15 protein-coding genes are annotated in these 14302 nt (G+C 59.0%); 5 read left to right on the top strand and 10 right to left on the bottom strand.

What is annotated here, in order from left to right:
* Window positions 1–15: 15 nt before the first annotated feature.
* The 5 genes from ACZ5FP_RS11930 to hflX all read left to right on the top strand — a co-directional run bounded on the left by ACZ5FP_RS11930 (window position 16) and on the right by hflX (window position 4557).
* Window positions 16–780 carry an MBL fold metallo-hydrolase gene (locus ACZ5FP_RS11930; protein WP_464660340.1) on the top strand — a complete coding sequence of 255 codons (765 nt, stop codon included), beginning with the start codon at window positions 16–18 and terminating at the stop codon, window positions 778–780.
* A gap of 8 nt (window positions 781–788) precedes the next feature.
* Complete coding sequence (locus ACZ5FP_RS11935) at window positions 789–1892, top strand: lactonase family protein (RefSeq protein WP_464660342.1); 1104 nt, start codon at window positions 789–791, stop codon at window positions 1890–1892.
* A gap of 12 nt (window positions 1893–1904) precedes the next feature.
* Window positions 1905–2771, top strand: a complete 867-nt coding sequence (locus tag ACZ5FP_RS11940; RefSeq protein WP_464660344.1) for a D-amino-acid transaminase — start codon at window positions 1905–1907, stop codon at window positions 2769–2771.
* 119 nt (window positions 2772–2890) lie between these two features.
* A complete protein-coding gene (hfq, locus tag ACZ5FP_RS11945) occupies window positions 2891–3136 on the top strand; it encodes an RNA chaperone Hfq (RefSeq protein WP_091885912.1) in 246 nt (81 codons plus the stop codon).
* Window positions 3137–3144: 8 nt separating this feature from the next.
* Complete coding sequence (hflX, locus tag ACZ5FP_RS11950) at window positions 3145–4557, top strand: GTPase HflX (RefSeq protein ID WP_319025570.1); 1413 nt, start codon at window positions 3145–3147, stop codon at window positions 4555–4557.
* A gap of 6 nt (window positions 4558–4563) precedes the next feature.
* Here the strand turns inward: hflX and mazG are convergent, their stop codons facing one another.
* The 10 genes from mazG to ACZ5FP_RS12000 form a co-directional block, all read right to left on the bottom strand.
* The gene (gene mazG, locus ACZ5FP_RS11955) at window positions 4564–5385 is read right to left on the bottom strand and encodes a nucleoside triphosphate pyrophosphohydrolase (RefSeq protein ID WP_464660347.1); all 822 of its coding nucleotides are present in this window, start codon (window positions 5383–5385) and stop codon (window positions 4564–4566) included.
* Window positions 5386–5461: 76 nt separating this feature from the next.
* On the bottom strand, window positions 5462–5698 hold the full coding sequence (locus ACZ5FP_RS11960) for a hypothetical protein (RefSeq protein ID WP_346306345.1): 237 nt from the start codon (window positions 5696–5698) through the stop codon (window positions 5462–5464).
* A gap of 110 nt (window positions 5699–5808) precedes the next feature.
* Window positions 5809–6831: a hypothetical protein gene (locus ACZ5FP_RS11965; protein ID WP_464660349.1), complete on the bottom strand. Its 1023-nt coding sequence runs from the start codon at window positions 6829–6831 to the stop codon at window positions 5809–5811.
* Window positions 6832–7046: 215 nt separating this feature from the next.
* On the bottom strand, window positions 7047–7517 hold the full coding sequence (locus ACZ5FP_RS11970; protein ID WP_346306347.1) for a YbaK/EbsC family protein: 471 nt from the start codon (window positions 7515–7517) through the stop codon (window positions 7047–7049).
* Window positions 7514–8323: an MBL fold metallo-hydrolase gene (locus tag ACZ5FP_RS11975; RefSeq protein WP_464660351.1), complete on the bottom strand. Its 810-nt coding sequence runs from the start codon at window positions 8321–8323 to the stop codon at window positions 7514–7516. Before ACZ5FP_RS11975 ends, ACZ5FP_RS11970 begins: the two co-directional genes overlap by 4 nt.
* Window positions 8316–9104, bottom strand: a complete 789-nt coding sequence (locus ACZ5FP_RS11980) for a TatD family hydrolase (RefSeq protein WP_464660353.1) — start codon at window positions 9102–9104, stop codon at window positions 8316–8318. The genes ACZ5FP_RS11975 and ACZ5FP_RS11980 overlap by 8 nt, the downstream gene beginning before the upstream one ends.
* 21 nt (window positions 9105–9125) lie before the next feature.
* On the bottom strand, window positions 9126–10676 hold the full coding sequence (metG, locus tag ACZ5FP_RS11985) for a methionine--tRNA ligase (protein WP_464660355.1): 1551 nt from the start codon (window positions 10674–10676) through the stop codon (window positions 9126–9128).
* 148 nt (window positions 10677–10824) lie between these two features.
* A complete protein-coding gene (locus ACZ5FP_RS11990; RefSeq protein ID WP_464660356.1) occupies window positions 10825–11883 on the bottom strand; it encodes a DNA polymerase III subunit delta' in 1059 nt (352 codons plus the stop codon).
* Complete coding sequence (tmk, locus tag ACZ5FP_RS11995) at window positions 11880–12554, bottom strand: dTMP kinase (protein ID WP_464663255.1); 675 nt, start codon at window positions 12552–12554, stop codon at window positions 11880–11882. The genes ACZ5FP_RS11990 and tmk overlap by 4 nt, the downstream gene beginning before the upstream one ends.
* Before the next feature lie 89 nt (window positions 12555–12643).
* Complete coding sequence (locus tag ACZ5FP_RS12000) at window positions 12644–13873, bottom strand: D-alanyl-D-alanine carboxypeptidase family protein (RefSeq protein ID WP_223613429.1); 1230 nt, start codon at window positions 13871–13873, stop codon at window positions 12644–12646.
* Window positions 13874–14302: the final 429 nt, after the last annotated feature.

The raw sequence follows: 14302 nt of genomic DNA on the forward strand, positions 1-14302 counted from the left end.
GAAAGACGCACCGACATGAAACTGCAACTTCTCCGCAATGCCACGCTGAAACTCGATTATGCCGGTTCAACCGTCCTGATCGATCCATTTTTCGCTCCCAAACACAGCCGCCCGTCCTTTACCGGCCGTTCGCCGAATCCCATGACGGATCTGCCGGTTTCAACCGACGAGATCCTTGATGGCGTGGAGCTTGTACTCGTCTCGCATCTGCATGCGGATCATTTCGACCCTGTGGCTCAGGAACTTGTCCCCAAGCATCTGCCGCTGATCTGCCAGCCGGGCGATGAAGAGAAAATCCGCTCCTTCGGTTTCACCGACGTCACGCCACTGACCGGGGATCTGACCTGGAGGAATATCCGCCTGACCCGCCGCGACGGCAATCACGGCACCGGGGCTGTGCTTCAGCTGATGGGCAATGTCATCGGTTTTACCATCGAGGCGGATGGCGAACCCTCGATCTATTGGGCAGGAGATACGATCCTCTATCCGCCGGTGCGCGAAACAATCGAAGCGACGCAGCCCGATATCATCGTCACCCATTCCTGCGGTGCCAAATGGGACGGTGTTCTCATCGTCATGGATGCGGAGCAGACCGTCGAGGTCTGCCGCATTTCACCCCTGAAGACAAAAGTCATCGCGACGCATATGGAAGCCCTTGACCATGCAACCGTCACCCGCGACGATCTGAAGGCCCATGCGCAGGCAGCGGCTATCGATTCCCACAAGCTGATCATTCCTTCCGATGGAGAAACCCTCCATCTCACAGCCCCCAACCCATGAGACCAACCATGCCAAAAACCTATGCTTTTGTCGGCAACCTGAATCGCAACGCTCTGCCCAATGCAGGAAAGGGGATCAGCGTCTTCCGCTTTGACGACAATACCGGTGATCTCACGCTCGTCAGCGAATACCTCGCAATCGACAATCCCGGTTATATCGCCATCGACGAAAAGCGCCGGCGTCTCTACGCGGCAGTGGAAATCCCCGAATGGAACGAGGGGATGGCTGTCGCCTTCGATATCGATCCGGCCTCGGGAGCCTTGTCCTATATCAATATGCAGCCGACCCTTGGCAACACCACCTGCCATCTCGGGTTCGATCAGTCGGGCGAGACGATCTTTGCCTCCAATTATACCGTTGCCGCGCTGGGCGAACGCCCCGGCAATGCCGTGGCCGCTTTCGCCATCCGCGCCGACGGCGGGCTGGAATCGGCCTTTGCCGCTGCCATTCACGAGGGCAAGAATGCGGTCCTGCCGACGGACAAGCGGCAGCATGGTCACTGCGCCGTCGTCAGCCCGGATAATCGGACCGTGTTCGTTTGCGATCTCGGCCTTGACCGGATCATGGCCTATAAGCTGCCGTCGAAGGGCGGGAAACTGGAGCTGGCAGCAACGCCCTTCACGACCTTGCCCGATGGTGCTGGACCGCGCCATATAACATTCCATCCGAATGGGAGGATTGCTTATGTTATCAATGAATTGAACAGCACTGTTTCAGTGCTGCATTACAATGCCGAAACCGCCGAGTTGACGCTTGGTCAGACGCTTCCGTCCATCCCTGCGGACTTCACCGCGACCAATACCTGCGCAGAAATCGCCGTCAGTGCCGACGGCCGGTTCCTTTATGGCTCCAACCGTGGCCACAACAGCATCGTCAGCTATGCCATCGCCGCGGACGGCAGCCTCGCGCTGATCGGCTGGACACCGTCGCAGGGCCTTGGCCCACGCAACTTCGTCATCGATCCCACGGGCAAGTTCATGCTCGTTGCCAATCAGAAAGGCGGGGGCATCGCCGTGTTCAAACGCGATATCGAAACGGGTGCATTGGAAGATACCGGCAAGCGGGTGGATCTGCCAACGCCCATGCGCATGGTCTTCGGCCAGTTCGAATAGGAGGCTCTACCGATGTCCCGTATCGCCTATGTCAACGGCCAATACATTCCCCATGCCAATGCCGGTGTTCACATTGAAGACCGCGGCTACCAGTTTGCCGATGGCGTTTATGAAGTCTGCGAGGTTGCCCGCGGCAACATCATGGACATGACGCGCCATCTCAACCGCCTCGACCGCTCGCTTTCAGAGCTGCGGATCGGCTGGCCGATGAACCGGAAGGCGCTGCAGAGCGTGATCGCCGAGGTGGTCCGGCGCAATCGTGTGTACAATGGCATGGTCTATCTGCAGGTGACGCGCGGTGTCGCCAAGCGCGACCACGTCTTTCCGTCCGCCGATACACCGCCTTCCATCGTCATCACCGCCAAGCGCACGGATCCCGTCATGTTCGCTGCCCGGGCGGCAAAGGGTGTGAAGGTCATCACGGTGCCGGAAAACCGCTGGGAGCGGGTGGACATCAAATCTATCGGCCTTTTACCAAATGTTATGGCGCGCCAGCAGGCCAAGGAGCAGGGCGCTCAGGAGGCCTGGTTCATCGATCCGGATGGCACCGTTAGGGAAGGCGCGGCAACAAATGCGTGGATTGTCACCATGGACGGCGTTCTGGTGACCAGACAGGCGGAAACCGGCATTTTGCGCGGTATTACCCGCACAACCATCTTCGATGTGGCCAAAAAGCTGGGATTGACGATCGAAGAACGCGGCTTTTCTGTCGAGGAAGCCAAGCGGGCGCGCGAAGTTTTCATGACCGCAGCCACAACTGTTGTGATGCCAATCGTTGCGATTGACGGCGAATCGGTGGCAAATGGGCACCCGGGAACGATCGCACTTTCGTTACGGGAAGCGTTTTTTGACATTGCGGAAAAAACGCCATCCTGTTAACCGGAGTATGAGGGGACTAACAGAAACTATTTTTCACCTCCTGCAGGAGTAGGCTTTCTGCTCCCGTTGCCGAAATTTGTATGAGACACGTTTGCTGATCGCATAAAAGGACAAAAACAATGGCTGAACGATCGCAGAATCTTCAGGACCTATTTCTGAATTCAGTCAGAAAACAGAAGATTTCTCTGACAATTTTCCTCATCAATGGCGTCAAACTGACCGGTATTGTCACCTCGTTCGACAATTTCTGCGTCCTGTTGCGCCGCGACGGCCATTCTCAGCTCGTCTACAAACATGCCATCTCGACCATCATGCCGAGCCAGCCTGTACAAATGTTCGAAGCTGAGGCCGAAGACAGCGACTGAGATAACATTTGACCAAAGAAACAAGGCGTAACGCGCAAAACCCTGGCGGATCAACCGATAATGGTGAGACCGCCAGAGAAGCCACGCGCGCAATCGTCATTGTGCCGGTTTTGCCGACGCGCTTTTCCGATGGCGGCAAGGCCGACGATCACGGCCGCATGAAGCACCAGCCCGAATTCCAGCGCAGCGACGATGCGCGGCTGGAAGAGGCCGAAGGCTTGGCCCGGGCCATCGATCTGGACATTGTCCATTCCGATATCGTGCAGGTTTCGGCGCCGCGCCCGGCGACCTTGCTGGGGACGGGCAAGGTTGAAACGATTCATGAGCTCATCGAGGCTTCCCATGCGGAGCTCGTGATCGTCGATCATTCCCTGACACCGGTACAGCAGCGCAATCTCGAAAAGGCATGGAACGCCAAGGTTCTCGACAGGACCGGGCTCATTCTTGAGATTTTTGGACGGCGCGCCCAGACGAAAGAGGGCGCCCTGCAGGTGGAACTTGCGCACCTCACCTATCAGAAGGGGCGGCTGGTCCGTAGCTGGACCCACCTTGAGCGCCAGCGCGGCGGCGGCGGCTTCCTCGGCGGTCCCGGTGAAACGCAGATCGAGGCCGACAGGCGCGCACTGCAGGAAAAGATCCTGCGCATCAAGCGCGAACTGGAAACGGTGGTGCGTACCCGCACCCTGCACCGCAGCAAGCGCAAGAAGGTGCCGCATCCGGTCGTGGCGCTTGTCGGCTATACCAATGCGGGTAAATCAACGCTGTTCAACCGGCTGACCGGAGCAGGGGTCGTGGCCGAAGACATGCTCTTTGCCACGCTTGATCCCACCTTGCGCCGTATCCGGCTGGAGCACGGCGAGACGATCATCCTCTCCGACACGGTGGGTTTCATCTCCAACCTGCCTACGCATCTCGTTGCCGCTTTCCGGGCGACGCTGGAAGAAGTGGTCGAAGCCGACCTCATCCTGCATATCCGCGATATCTCCGATCCGGATACTGCAGCCCAGTCGGAAGACGTCCATGCGATCATGACCAGCCTCGGCATCGAGCGCGGCGATACGAAGCGCATTCTCGAAGTGTGGAACAAGATCGACAGGCTTGACGATGCGGGCCGCGAGTCGGCGCAGCGTCTCAGTGCGGCGGTGAAGGGTGACGAACATCCGATTCCGGTGTCGGCGATCACGGGCGAGGGCGTCGACGCCCTGCTGAAGGAAATCGAGAACCGCATTGCTGGCAAGCTGAAGCATGTCAAAATCACCCTGCGGCCGGACCAGATGCGGCTGATGGACTGGATCTACCAGCACTCCAGCAATGTGAAACGCAAGGATCTGGACGACGGATCGGTATCCCTCACCATGGACATGACCGTCGCGTCCCACGCCAATCTCGACGAGAAATTGCTGCGCCGGACCAACGGGTAAACGGTGTTACTTCGCGGTTTTGGCTTCCTGCCAGAGTGCTTCCATTTCATCGAGTGTCGCCGCATCGAGCGTCTGTTTCTGCTCGTTCAGCTTTCGCTCGATATAGTGGAAGCGTGACCGGAACTTTTCATTGGTGCCGCGCAGGGCGCTTTCCGGTTCAAGCTTCAAATGGCGGCCGAGATTGACTATGGCAAACAGCAGGTCGCCATATTCTTCTTGCGTATTTTCCCGGTCACCATTGGCAATGGCCTGTTTCAACTCGCCGATTTCTTCCTCGATCTTGTCGAGAATGGGCGCGGCTTCCGACCAGTCAAAGCCAACCTTGGCCGCCTTCTGCTGCAGTTTGAGTGCGCGCATCAGGGCAGGAAAGCCATGCGGAATGTCGTCGAGGAAACCGGTCGGCTCCACGGCGCCGAGATTGAGCGCAGCACGGCGCTCGCGCCGCTCCGCCTTTTCCTCGGCCTTGATCTTGTCCCACATGCCCTTGGCCATTCCGGCACCGCGGGCAGCCTCTTCGCCAAAGACATGCGGATGGCGGCGGATCATCTTGTGGGTGATCGCCTGGACCACGTCACCGAAATCGAATGCCTTCATCTCTTCCGCCATCCGCGCGTGAAACACCACCTGCAGGAGAAGATCGCCCAATTCTTCGCGCAGATCGTCGATATCATCGCGCTCGATGGCATCGATCACCTCGAAGGCTTCCTCGAGCGTATAGGGGGCGATGGACTTGAAATCCTGCTCAAGATCCCACGGACAGCCGGTCACCGGCGTGCGCAGGGCCTGCATGATCTCAAGAAGGCGGGTGATGTCGCGTGATGGTTTCATAAGAAATATACTAAGACAGGAGCAGGGCGGCTGATATGACCGAGCTGAAATGCCGGTGGCTTGTCCACAGGATCGGTCAGCGTTTCCCGGCTGCCTGCAGCGATATGGGCCCGATCACGTCATATACCACCCTGACGCCGTCCACCGTTTCCGGAAGCTCGGCCGTTTCGGGGAGCTGATCGCGCAGATTGACCTTGATGGCATAGGAGTCACCGATGCGGATCAGGCCGACACCAATGACGGTGCCGCATGATCCGGCCAGTTCCCTGGCTTTCGGCTTGGCAAGTCGCGCCTGTTCGATGGAGGTGCTCATGGCTTTAACTTAGTGCATCCCGGCCAGTCCCGCTAGTGGTCCGAATTTGACATTCGCTTGGTGCGCCTGATGTGAAACGGGATGCGAATGTCAAATTCGTTCCACGAGGGTCAAACCGGCATCGTCAGCCCCATTTTCTCCAGCACGATGGAAAGGTCGTTGGCGAAGGTGACACCCTTGCCATTGGTGCCGCCCTGGTCGCTGCCGGCAAACAGCAGGGCGCAGGCATAGCCCTTTTCGTCCATGATCATCGATCCACTGTCGCCGCCCGAGCTGAAAGGGCCGCTGCCTGTGGTCTGGATCTCGATCTGGCTGTCAAAACCGATATCGCCGAATTCATAGCTGACCACCACGTCATCGACTTCGATTGCCGTGACAACACCTTGCGTCACGCCGGTTGTCCTGCCGATCTTGAACACCTTGTCGCCGGGACGGAGCGGGGTCTTGCGCAGGCCCTTCAGTTTTCCCGCACCCATCAGGGTCACCGCGTCGAAGTCGATATCCGCATCGATCGAGGCGATGGCCGCGTCGACCAGATTGTTTGCGCCTGATACAACCGGCTCAAAAGCCAGCAGTTCGCCGACCTTGTCCTTGCTTTTCCTGCCGCCGTCATAGGCCGCGGGCTGCAGGATCGCATCGCCGATCTTCGCCTTGTTTTCATTGGCCAGCACATGATTGTTGCTCAGAATAACGGCCTTGCCGCTCGCCGTGTGCTGCGCAAAGCCGCCAAGCGTGCCCGCCGTAATCGAATAATGTCCGACCGACGCGCCGATCAGCAGCGGCCTCTGACGCAGCTGATGCCAGGGCAAGACTGCCGGCGCTGCCACAGCGCCGCCTTTGAACACGGTGCCGATATAGGTGATGTCGGCCTTGTTGCGGGCTGCTTCCTCGATCTGCTGGCGCAGATAGGCATTTGTTTCGAGCGCACGGCGCTGGACGCGGACGGCGAGCCGGTAATCGTTCTTTCCGTCGCCGGCGGCAATGCCAAGCGCGATACCGCCTTCGACGCCGGTCAGACGCCGTATTGCTGTAGAGCGGACAATGCGGCGCTCGGCGCGGATTTCAGTGACAAGCGGTCGAATGATCTGTTCTGCGATTTCGTTTTTCAGCGCGCGTACAGTTTTCAAATCCACGGTGGTCATCCTTCTTGTATCTACAAGTTCAGGGCACGTGTGCGACTCGACGATGAGCTTAGCGATGGAGATATGGTTTGGCGAGCGATGACGGAGAGGCCCGTCGGTTCATACGAGAAAGGGCCGTCGCAGTTGAAAATGGAATGTACCCAACAGCAATACAAAGATCGCATAAGATAGATTATGGAACCAGAAGATGGACCGGAATGGCTCGATCAGCCGGTAATATCGGCTATTTCAGCCTTTGCCGCCGTCATCAAAGCCTGCGGTTCTGCCGGGAAAACAAAGTTGGTGCCGCCTGCTGCAGCCCAGACGACGTCGAACTGCATCAGTGTTTCATCCGCATAGGCCTTGATGTCGATCAGATGCCCCAATGGCGATACGCCGCCAATGGCAAAGCCAGTCTCCTTGCGGATGTGCTTTGGATCAGCCCGGTGCAGCGTTTCTCCGGTCAGCCGCGCAGCCTTGGCAAGATCAAGCTGGCGCGGTCCGGAAACCAGAAACAGATAAAGCTGCTGCGTATCGGTGCCTTGAAAAATCAGTGACTTGACGATCTGTGCGACTGTGACGCCGCATTGAACCGCTGCATCTTCGGCCGTGTGGGTTGAATCGGCCATCTGGCGGATTTCGATCTCCAGCCCAGCCGCATGAGCTGCCTGACGGACACGTTCAACGCTCTTGCTCATGCTTCAACCTCAAAGGACAGGCCGTCAAAGGCCGGTTCGACATGTTCCGGCGTATCGCGCAGGACAGTTCCATAATCCAGTGGCACATGCATATGGGTCAGAATGGCTCGACGCGGCTTCAGCTTTTCGATCCACTCCATTGATTCATCGAGAGAAAAATGGCTTGGGTGCGGACGGTACTGCAACGCGTCGATGATGAGTATATCGAGCCCATGCAGCTCGGCCGCTGTTGTTTCCGGAAACGCGCTGACATCGGAACAATAGCCCACATCGCCGATGCGGAAGCCCAGCGACAGGATATCGCCATGCACCTGCGGTAGCGGCAGAAAGCGGATCGGACCGCCCGCGCCGTCAACCTCAAAAGCCTCGTGATGCACGATCTCATGCGGCCGCAGGATCGGCGGATAGCTCGAACCTTCCGGCGTCTTGAAACAATAACCGAAGCCTTCGACGAGCCTGCGCTGGGTCGCCTGATCGGCATAGATGTCCACCAGATCGCGCCGGTCGATGACAAAGGTCCTAAGGTCATCGAGGCCGTGAATATGGTCCGCATGCGCATGGGTATAGACGACGGCATCAAGCCGTCCGGAGCCGAAATCGATCATCTGCGAGCGGAAATCCGGCCCCGTGTCGATCACAACGGTGGTCACGCCGCCATGCGCGGCAATGCGTTCCACCAGCATGGACGCCCGGCGGCGGCGGTTTTTCGGATTGTCCGGATCGCAATTGCCCCAGTCACCATTGATGCGCGGCACGCCCGGAGACGAGCCGCAGCCCAGAATGGTAAAGCGCAGGCGATCAGGCATCGGCGGGCCTTGGCATCTTGGTGAACAGGCGGAATACATTGTCGGTGGTCAAAATGCCGATTTCCTCGACGCTGACACCGATGGTGTCCGCCAGCACGGCTGCCGTATGGGTGACAAAGCTCGGCTCGTTGCGCTTGCCGCGATGCGGCATCGGCGCGAGATAAGGCGCGTCGGTTTCAACCAGCAGCCGGTCGCGCGGCACATTTCTGGCGATGTCGCGGATTTCCGGCGAATTCTTGAATGTCAGAATACCGGAAAACGAGATGTAACCGCCAAGCTCGACGCCAACCCGCGCCAGTTCGGCACCGGAGGAGAAGCAATGCAGGATGAAGGGGAAGGCCCCCTTCCCTGATTCTTCGCGCAGGATCGCAATCATGTCCTCATCGGCGCTGCGCGCGTGAATGACCAGCGGCAGGCCGGTGACGCGTGCTGCGGCGATATGGGTGCGAAATCCCTGCTGCTGTGCTTCTGGCGGCGCATAATCATAGTGATAGTCGAGCCCGGCTTCACCGATTGCCACCACCTTCGGGTGTTCGGCCAGCTTGATCAGGTCATCGGCGGTGACGTCGAGTTCCTCATGCGCATTGTTCGGGTGCGTCCCGACCGAAGCAAAGACGCTGTCATAGCGTTCGGCAATGCCGATAATGCCGTCAAACTTGCGAACGCGTGTGCAGATGGTGACCAGCCGCACAACACCAAGATCCAGCGCGCGCTGCACGATGGCGTCACGTTCTTCGGCAAAATCCGGAAAATCCAGATGGCAATGGCTATCGACAAGCATGAAAAAGATCCGGGTTCCTGATCAGGCGCCTTTGTCTGCCTCGACATAGCGCGGGAAGATCGGCTGCGGCGCGGGCAAATCGGCGCCGGGCACCAGTTCGCTGCCGCCGAGAAGATCGGTGAAGTTGCGCTTGTCCGCGGGCACGGCCAGGATATCGAGCAGTTTGGCCGCCGATCCCGGTATGAACGGCAGGCAGAGAATGCCGACACGCCGGATCACTTCCGCCGTCACGTAGAGAACCGTTTCCATCCGCGCGGGATCGGTCTTCTTCAGCGCCCATGGCTCCTGCGATGCAAAATAGCGGTTGGCTTCCGCCACCACGGCAAAGATCGCCCCAAGCGCCAGATGCATGGCCTGCGTGCCGACGGCCTTGCGGGCTGTCTCCAGCGCTGCCACCGCCTGACCGAGGATGGCCTTGTCGACATCGGTCAATGCGCCGGGCTGCGGAACCTTGGCTTCGCAGTTCTTGTTGATCATCGACAGCGAGCGCTGCGCCAGATTGCCAAGGTCGTTGGCAAGATCCGCATTGGTGCGGTTGACGATCGCCTCATGGCTGTAATTGCCATCCTGACCGAAAGGCACTTCGCGCAGCAGGAAGTAACGCACCTGATCCAGGCCGTAATGCTCGACCAGGGAGAACGGATCGATGACATTGCCGACCGATTTCGACATTTTCTCGCCGCGGTTGAACACAAAGCCGTGGCCGAAGACGCGCTTCGGCAGTTCGATTCCCGCGGACAAAAGGAAGGCCGGCCAATAGACGGCGTGGAAGCGAATGATATCCTTGCCGATGATGTGCACGTCGGCGGGCCAATAGCGCCAGCGCTCGGCCTTCTCATCGGGATAACCGGCCGCCGTGATATAATTGGTCAGCGCGTCGACCCAGACATACATGACGTGCTTCTCGTCGCCGGGAACCGGAATGCCCCAGTCGAAGGTCGTGCGCGATACGGACAGGTCCTTCAGTCCGGACTTGACGAAGGAGATGACCTCGTTGCGGCGCTCGTCCGGCCCGATAAAGCTCGGATTGTCCGCATAGAGTTTGAGCAGGCGATCCTGATAGGCGGACAGGCGGAAGAAATAACTTTCCTCCTCCAGCCATTCGACGGGCGAGCCCTGCGGGCCGTAGCGCACGCCATCGGCACGCACTTCCGTCTCGTCTTCCTGATAGTAGGCTTCATCGCGCACGGAGTACCAGCCGGCATAGGAATCCTTGTAGATATCCCCGGCTTCGACCATTTTTTTCCAGATCGCCTGCGACGACGCGTAATGCCGCTCCTCGGTGGTGCGGATGAAGTCGTCATAGGACGCATTCAGGAGATGACCCATGTCACGGAAAAGCTTGGCATTTCTATCGGCAAGTTCCCGCGGCGTGATGCCTTCCTTGCGTGCTGTTTGAAGCATCTTGATGCCATGTTCGTCCGTACCGCTGAGGAAGAACACATCCTTGCCGTCATGGCGGTTGAAACGGGCAATCGCATCCGTCGCGATCAGCTCGTACGCGTGACCGATATGCGGGCTGCCGTTCGGATAGGAAATGGCTGTGGTGATGTAAAATGTTTCGCGGCTCATACGTAACCTGATTTGCTTCGGAATTGGCATCTTGGGAAGGCGTCAGGCTGACATAACCCATGTCCGGCCTGATTGCTATACCGGTCGTAAACGCATGAATTCAATTGAAATACTATTCCGCATTCATGTGGTGTGACCGGGTGGCGGATCAAGATGCACGCAGGGCGCGATGCATCCTGTCAAGAAAGATAAGAACGGACTGTTTGCGGTCAAGGTTGAAGGCATCGGCTTCACGGGCTTCGCCCTGCATTTCCTGCCACAGCGTCGACCAGTGATTGGCCACGGCCACGGCACCCTTCTCGGCAGCCTCCCCTGCCTTCGTCGCGATCCGCGAAAAAATGTCCTCAAGGAAGAGATCAAACTGAATTTCCGAATCGCGTCCCGACAAGGCTGTGCCAAGCGCCTGCGCCTTGGGGACATCGAATACCGGCTTTGTCAGTATCGCGTCGATGGTCTGCGATATCTCCAGTCCGCCAAACGCCACAAGCAGTGCCGCCTTGCGCACGCTGCCGTCCGCATGTGTTACGAGGGCTTCGGTGTCCGGTACCTGGTCCGCGCCAAGGCCAATGGTTGCCAGCGCCGACAGGAGGTCACTGCGCTGCAGCCCCTCGAAACGGATGGACTGGCAGCGCGAGCGGATCGTTGGCAGCAAGCGCCCGGAAGAATGCGAGATCAAAATAAACAGCGTTCGCTGCGGCGGTTCTTCAAGAGTCTTCAGTAACGCATTGGCAGCATTGCGATTCATGTCATCTGCCGGGTCGACGATGACAATGCGCCATGCGCCGTCATGTGCCGTCCGATTGAGAAAATGCGTCACGCGGCGAATCTCATCGACCGTGATCCCGGTCTTGAATTTTCCGGTCTTGGCATCGAGCGGGCGGCTGATATGCAGCACGGCCAGATGTGTCCCGGTGGCAATCTGCCGGTACGGCGCGACGGAAAAATCGGGCACAGCCAGTTCCAGCGGCGCATCGCGCTGCACCGGATGCTTGAGCATGTGTCCGGCGAGGTGAAAGGCCAGCGTGGTCTTGCCCACCCCCTGCGGCCCCTCGAGCAGAAGTGCGTGGTGCATGTGGCCGGATTGATAGGCCTGGGCCAGAAATGAACGGATGGATGGATGACCGAACAGCGCGGGATTGGCCGACGGAGCGGGAATGCCGTCAATCGTATCGTGCGTGGCTGGCACGTCGGGAAGCGTATCGCTCATTGTGCCGCCCCCGCTCTGGCCTTTTCCTTTATCGCACGCCGCGCCTTCAGGCGATCGACGAGGCGGGCAATATCCGCCGCGATATCGTCAACCGGCCGGTCCGCAGGCACCACCTTGCACCGCCCCGGTTCAGCCTTGGCGATGGCCAGATAAGCGTCCCGGCGCTTGCGGTGCATCTCGATGGTTTCCTTTTCGAAGCGATCGGCCGTGCCTGTTCCGCGGCGCGCGTTTGCGCGCTCCAGACCGATTTCCGCCGGCAGATCGAGAATGATGGTCAGATCAGGCATCAGTCCGTTGACGGCTGCCCTTTCAATAGCCCGCATCAGACCGGCATCGAGATCACCGGTGACCCCCTGATAAACCCGGCTGGAGTCGATATAGCGGTCGCAGAGCACCATGCTGCCCGTGTTGAGTGCCGGACGCATGACCTGCTCGACGTGATCATTGCGCGCGGCGGCAAACAACATGGCTTCCATGGCGGGACCGAAGGATTCGGCAGCGCCGCTCAGGATGACATGCCGCACGGCCTCGGCACCGGGTGAGCCGCCCGGCTCGCGGGTCACCACCACATCATCGCCGGCTGCACGCATATGCGCTGCCAGACGGGTGATCTGGGTGGATTTGCCGGCGCCCTCGCCGCCTTCAAAGGTAATGAACAGTCCTTGTTGCACGCCGTCAGCCGTCTTTCGATAAAGAGTCACTTTTGATCTCTAGACGAGGTTCTAACGGGCGGGACTGAAAAGGTCGAGCCGGGAAAAGCTTAAAGCTTCAGGCGGCGCGTCCAGCCGGTGGTGAGTTCCAGGACCGCATCGAGCGTGCGCTTCTGCAGATCACCGGGTTCAACGGCTTCGCCCGTGTAAACCGGCGTTTCCTGCGCCAAGGCATCGCCGATCCAGATCCGCAGCACGCCGACCTGCTCGTCCGCCTTGACCGGGGCCAGCAGCGGGCCCTTATACACCACATGGGCCTTGAGGCGATCCTTGTTGGCCGTTGGGACGAGAAGGCTGATCTTTTCGTGTGCCTTGAGTGGGACGCTGGATTTGACACCGCCAAACACGCTGGCTTCCGCGATGGTCTCGCCTTCGGCAAAGATATTGACTTCCTCGAAGGCGCTGTAGGCCCATTCAAAGATTTTCTTCGCTTCTTCCGCCCGCTCCTTGTCTGTCGCCAGACCGCTCAGGGCGGCGATGTAACGGCGCCCGTTATGTTCGGCCGAACCGACAAGACCATAGCCGGATTGTTCGGTGTAGCCGGTTCCCATGCCGTCAGCGCCGATATCCAGCTTCAGCAAGGGATTGCGGTTGCGCTGGAAAATATTGTTCCAGGTGAAGCTCTCCTGCGCATAGGTGCGATAATATTCCGGATATTCGTGCTTGATGTAGCGGGCCAGCGTGACAAGGTCCGTCAGCGACACCTTTTGCTCCGGATCGGGCAAGCCGGTCGAATTGCGGAACGTCGAATTCTTCAGGCCGATTTCCTTCGCCCGTGCGTTCATCATCTCGGCGAATTTTTGTTCCGACCCGGCAATACCCTCGGCCAGGATGATGCAACCGTCATTGGCTGACTGTACGATAACGCCCTGGATGAGGTCGCCGACGCTGATCGACGATTTGAGCTTGGCAAACATGGTGGAGCCGCCGGACGGCGCCCCGCCCGTGCGCCAGGCATTTTCGCTGACGGTATACTGGGTATCGATCTTGATCTGGCCGGTCTTGAGCGCATGAAAGACCAGTTCCATGGTCATCAGCTTGGCCAGCGCGGCTGGTTCGATCAGCGTATCGGGTGTTTTGGCGTAGAGAATGGTGCCTGTCTGGTCTTCAAGCATCAGGGCCTGCTTGGCCTTGGTGTCGAACAATGCTTCCTGCGCATGAACCGGCGATGCGGCAAGCAGCACGACGGCAAGACTGGCGGCAAGCTTACGGAATGGCTGTAACGGCAATGTTCTTTGACGCGGGAAATCAGTTTCCGTCATCGCGTACGACAAACGCATCACCTGCTCCCGCTTTCCAGGCAGCCTGCAGCAAGGCATCGGTATTCTTTCCCGCGCTGGTCCGTGCAATCAGAGCGATGCGCGGGCCATCCGAGCTGTTGACCTCGGACAGATCGACCTTGCCCAATGGCGCCAGGGCGCTCATGACACGGCCCGCTTCGGACCTGTCGGCAAAAAGGCCGACATCGACATATTCACCCGCCGGTGCCGCTGCGGATTCACGCGGCTTGTTTTCATTCTTCCACGCGTCGGAAATGGCCTTCGGCGATATCAGACTGTTCATCGCCACCGCCGTGGCATTGGCACTTGCCACACGCTCGCTGGCGTAGGAACTGACGAATGGCGATGCGCGCCGTGTGCCGCCCTTCAGCGATCCGAGCAGGATCGCCGGCTTGTCGTCGATATAGGGACCAACAAGCGGCAGAACCG

This window comes from Phyllobacterium sp. T2-21, from assembly GCF_055378485.1.

Bases quoted from the DNA above. Each gene is read 5' to 3' on its own strand.
- ACZ5FP_RS11930 (WP_464660340.1), top strand. From the start codon at position 16: ATGAAACTGCAACTTCTCCGCAATGCCACGCTGAAACTCGATTATGCC.
- ACZ5FP_RS11935 (WP_464660342.1), top strand. From the start codon at position 789: ATGCCAAAAACCTATGCTTTTGTCGGCAACCTGAATCGCAACGCTCTG.
- ACZ5FP_RS11940 (WP_464660344.1), top strand. From the start codon at position 1,905: ATGTCCCGTATCGCCTATGTCAACGGCCAATACATTCCCCATGCCAAT.
- hfq (WP_091885912.1), top strand. From the start codon at position 2,891: ATGGCTGAACGATCGCAGAATCTTCAGGACCTATTTCTGAATTCAGTC.
- mazG (WP_464660347.1), bottom strand. From the start codon at position 5,385: ATGAAACCATCACGCGACATCACCCGCCTTCTTGAGATCATGCAGGCC.
- ACZ5FP_RS11960 (WP_346306345.1), bottom strand. From the start codon at position 5,698: ATGAGCACCTCCATCGAACAGGCGCGACTTGCCAAGCCGAAAGCCAGG.
- ACZ5FP_RS11970 (WP_346306347.1), bottom strand. From the start codon at position 7,517: ATGAGCAAGAGCGTTGAACGTGTCCGTCAGGCAGCTCATGCGGCTGGG.
- ACZ5FP_RS11975 (WP_464660351.1), bottom strand. From the start codon at position 8,323: ATGCCTGATCGCCTGCGCTTTACCATTCTGGGCTGCGGCTCGTCTCCG.
- ACZ5FP_RS11980 (WP_464660353.1), bottom strand. From the start codon at position 9,104: ATGCTTGTCGATAGCCATTGCCATCTGGATTTTCCGGATTTTGCCGAA.
- metG (WP_464660355.1), bottom strand. From the start codon at position 10,676: ATGAGCCGCGAAACATTTTACATCACCACAGCCATTTCCTATCCGAAC.
- ACZ5FP_RS11990 (WP_464660356.1), bottom strand. From the start codon at position 11,883: ATGAGCGATACGCTTCCCGACGTGCCAGCCACGCACGATACGATTGAC.
- ACZ5FP_RS12000 (WP_223613429.1), bottom strand. From the start codon at position 13,873: ATGCGTTTGTCGTACGCGATGACGGAAACTGATTTCCCGCGTCAAAGA.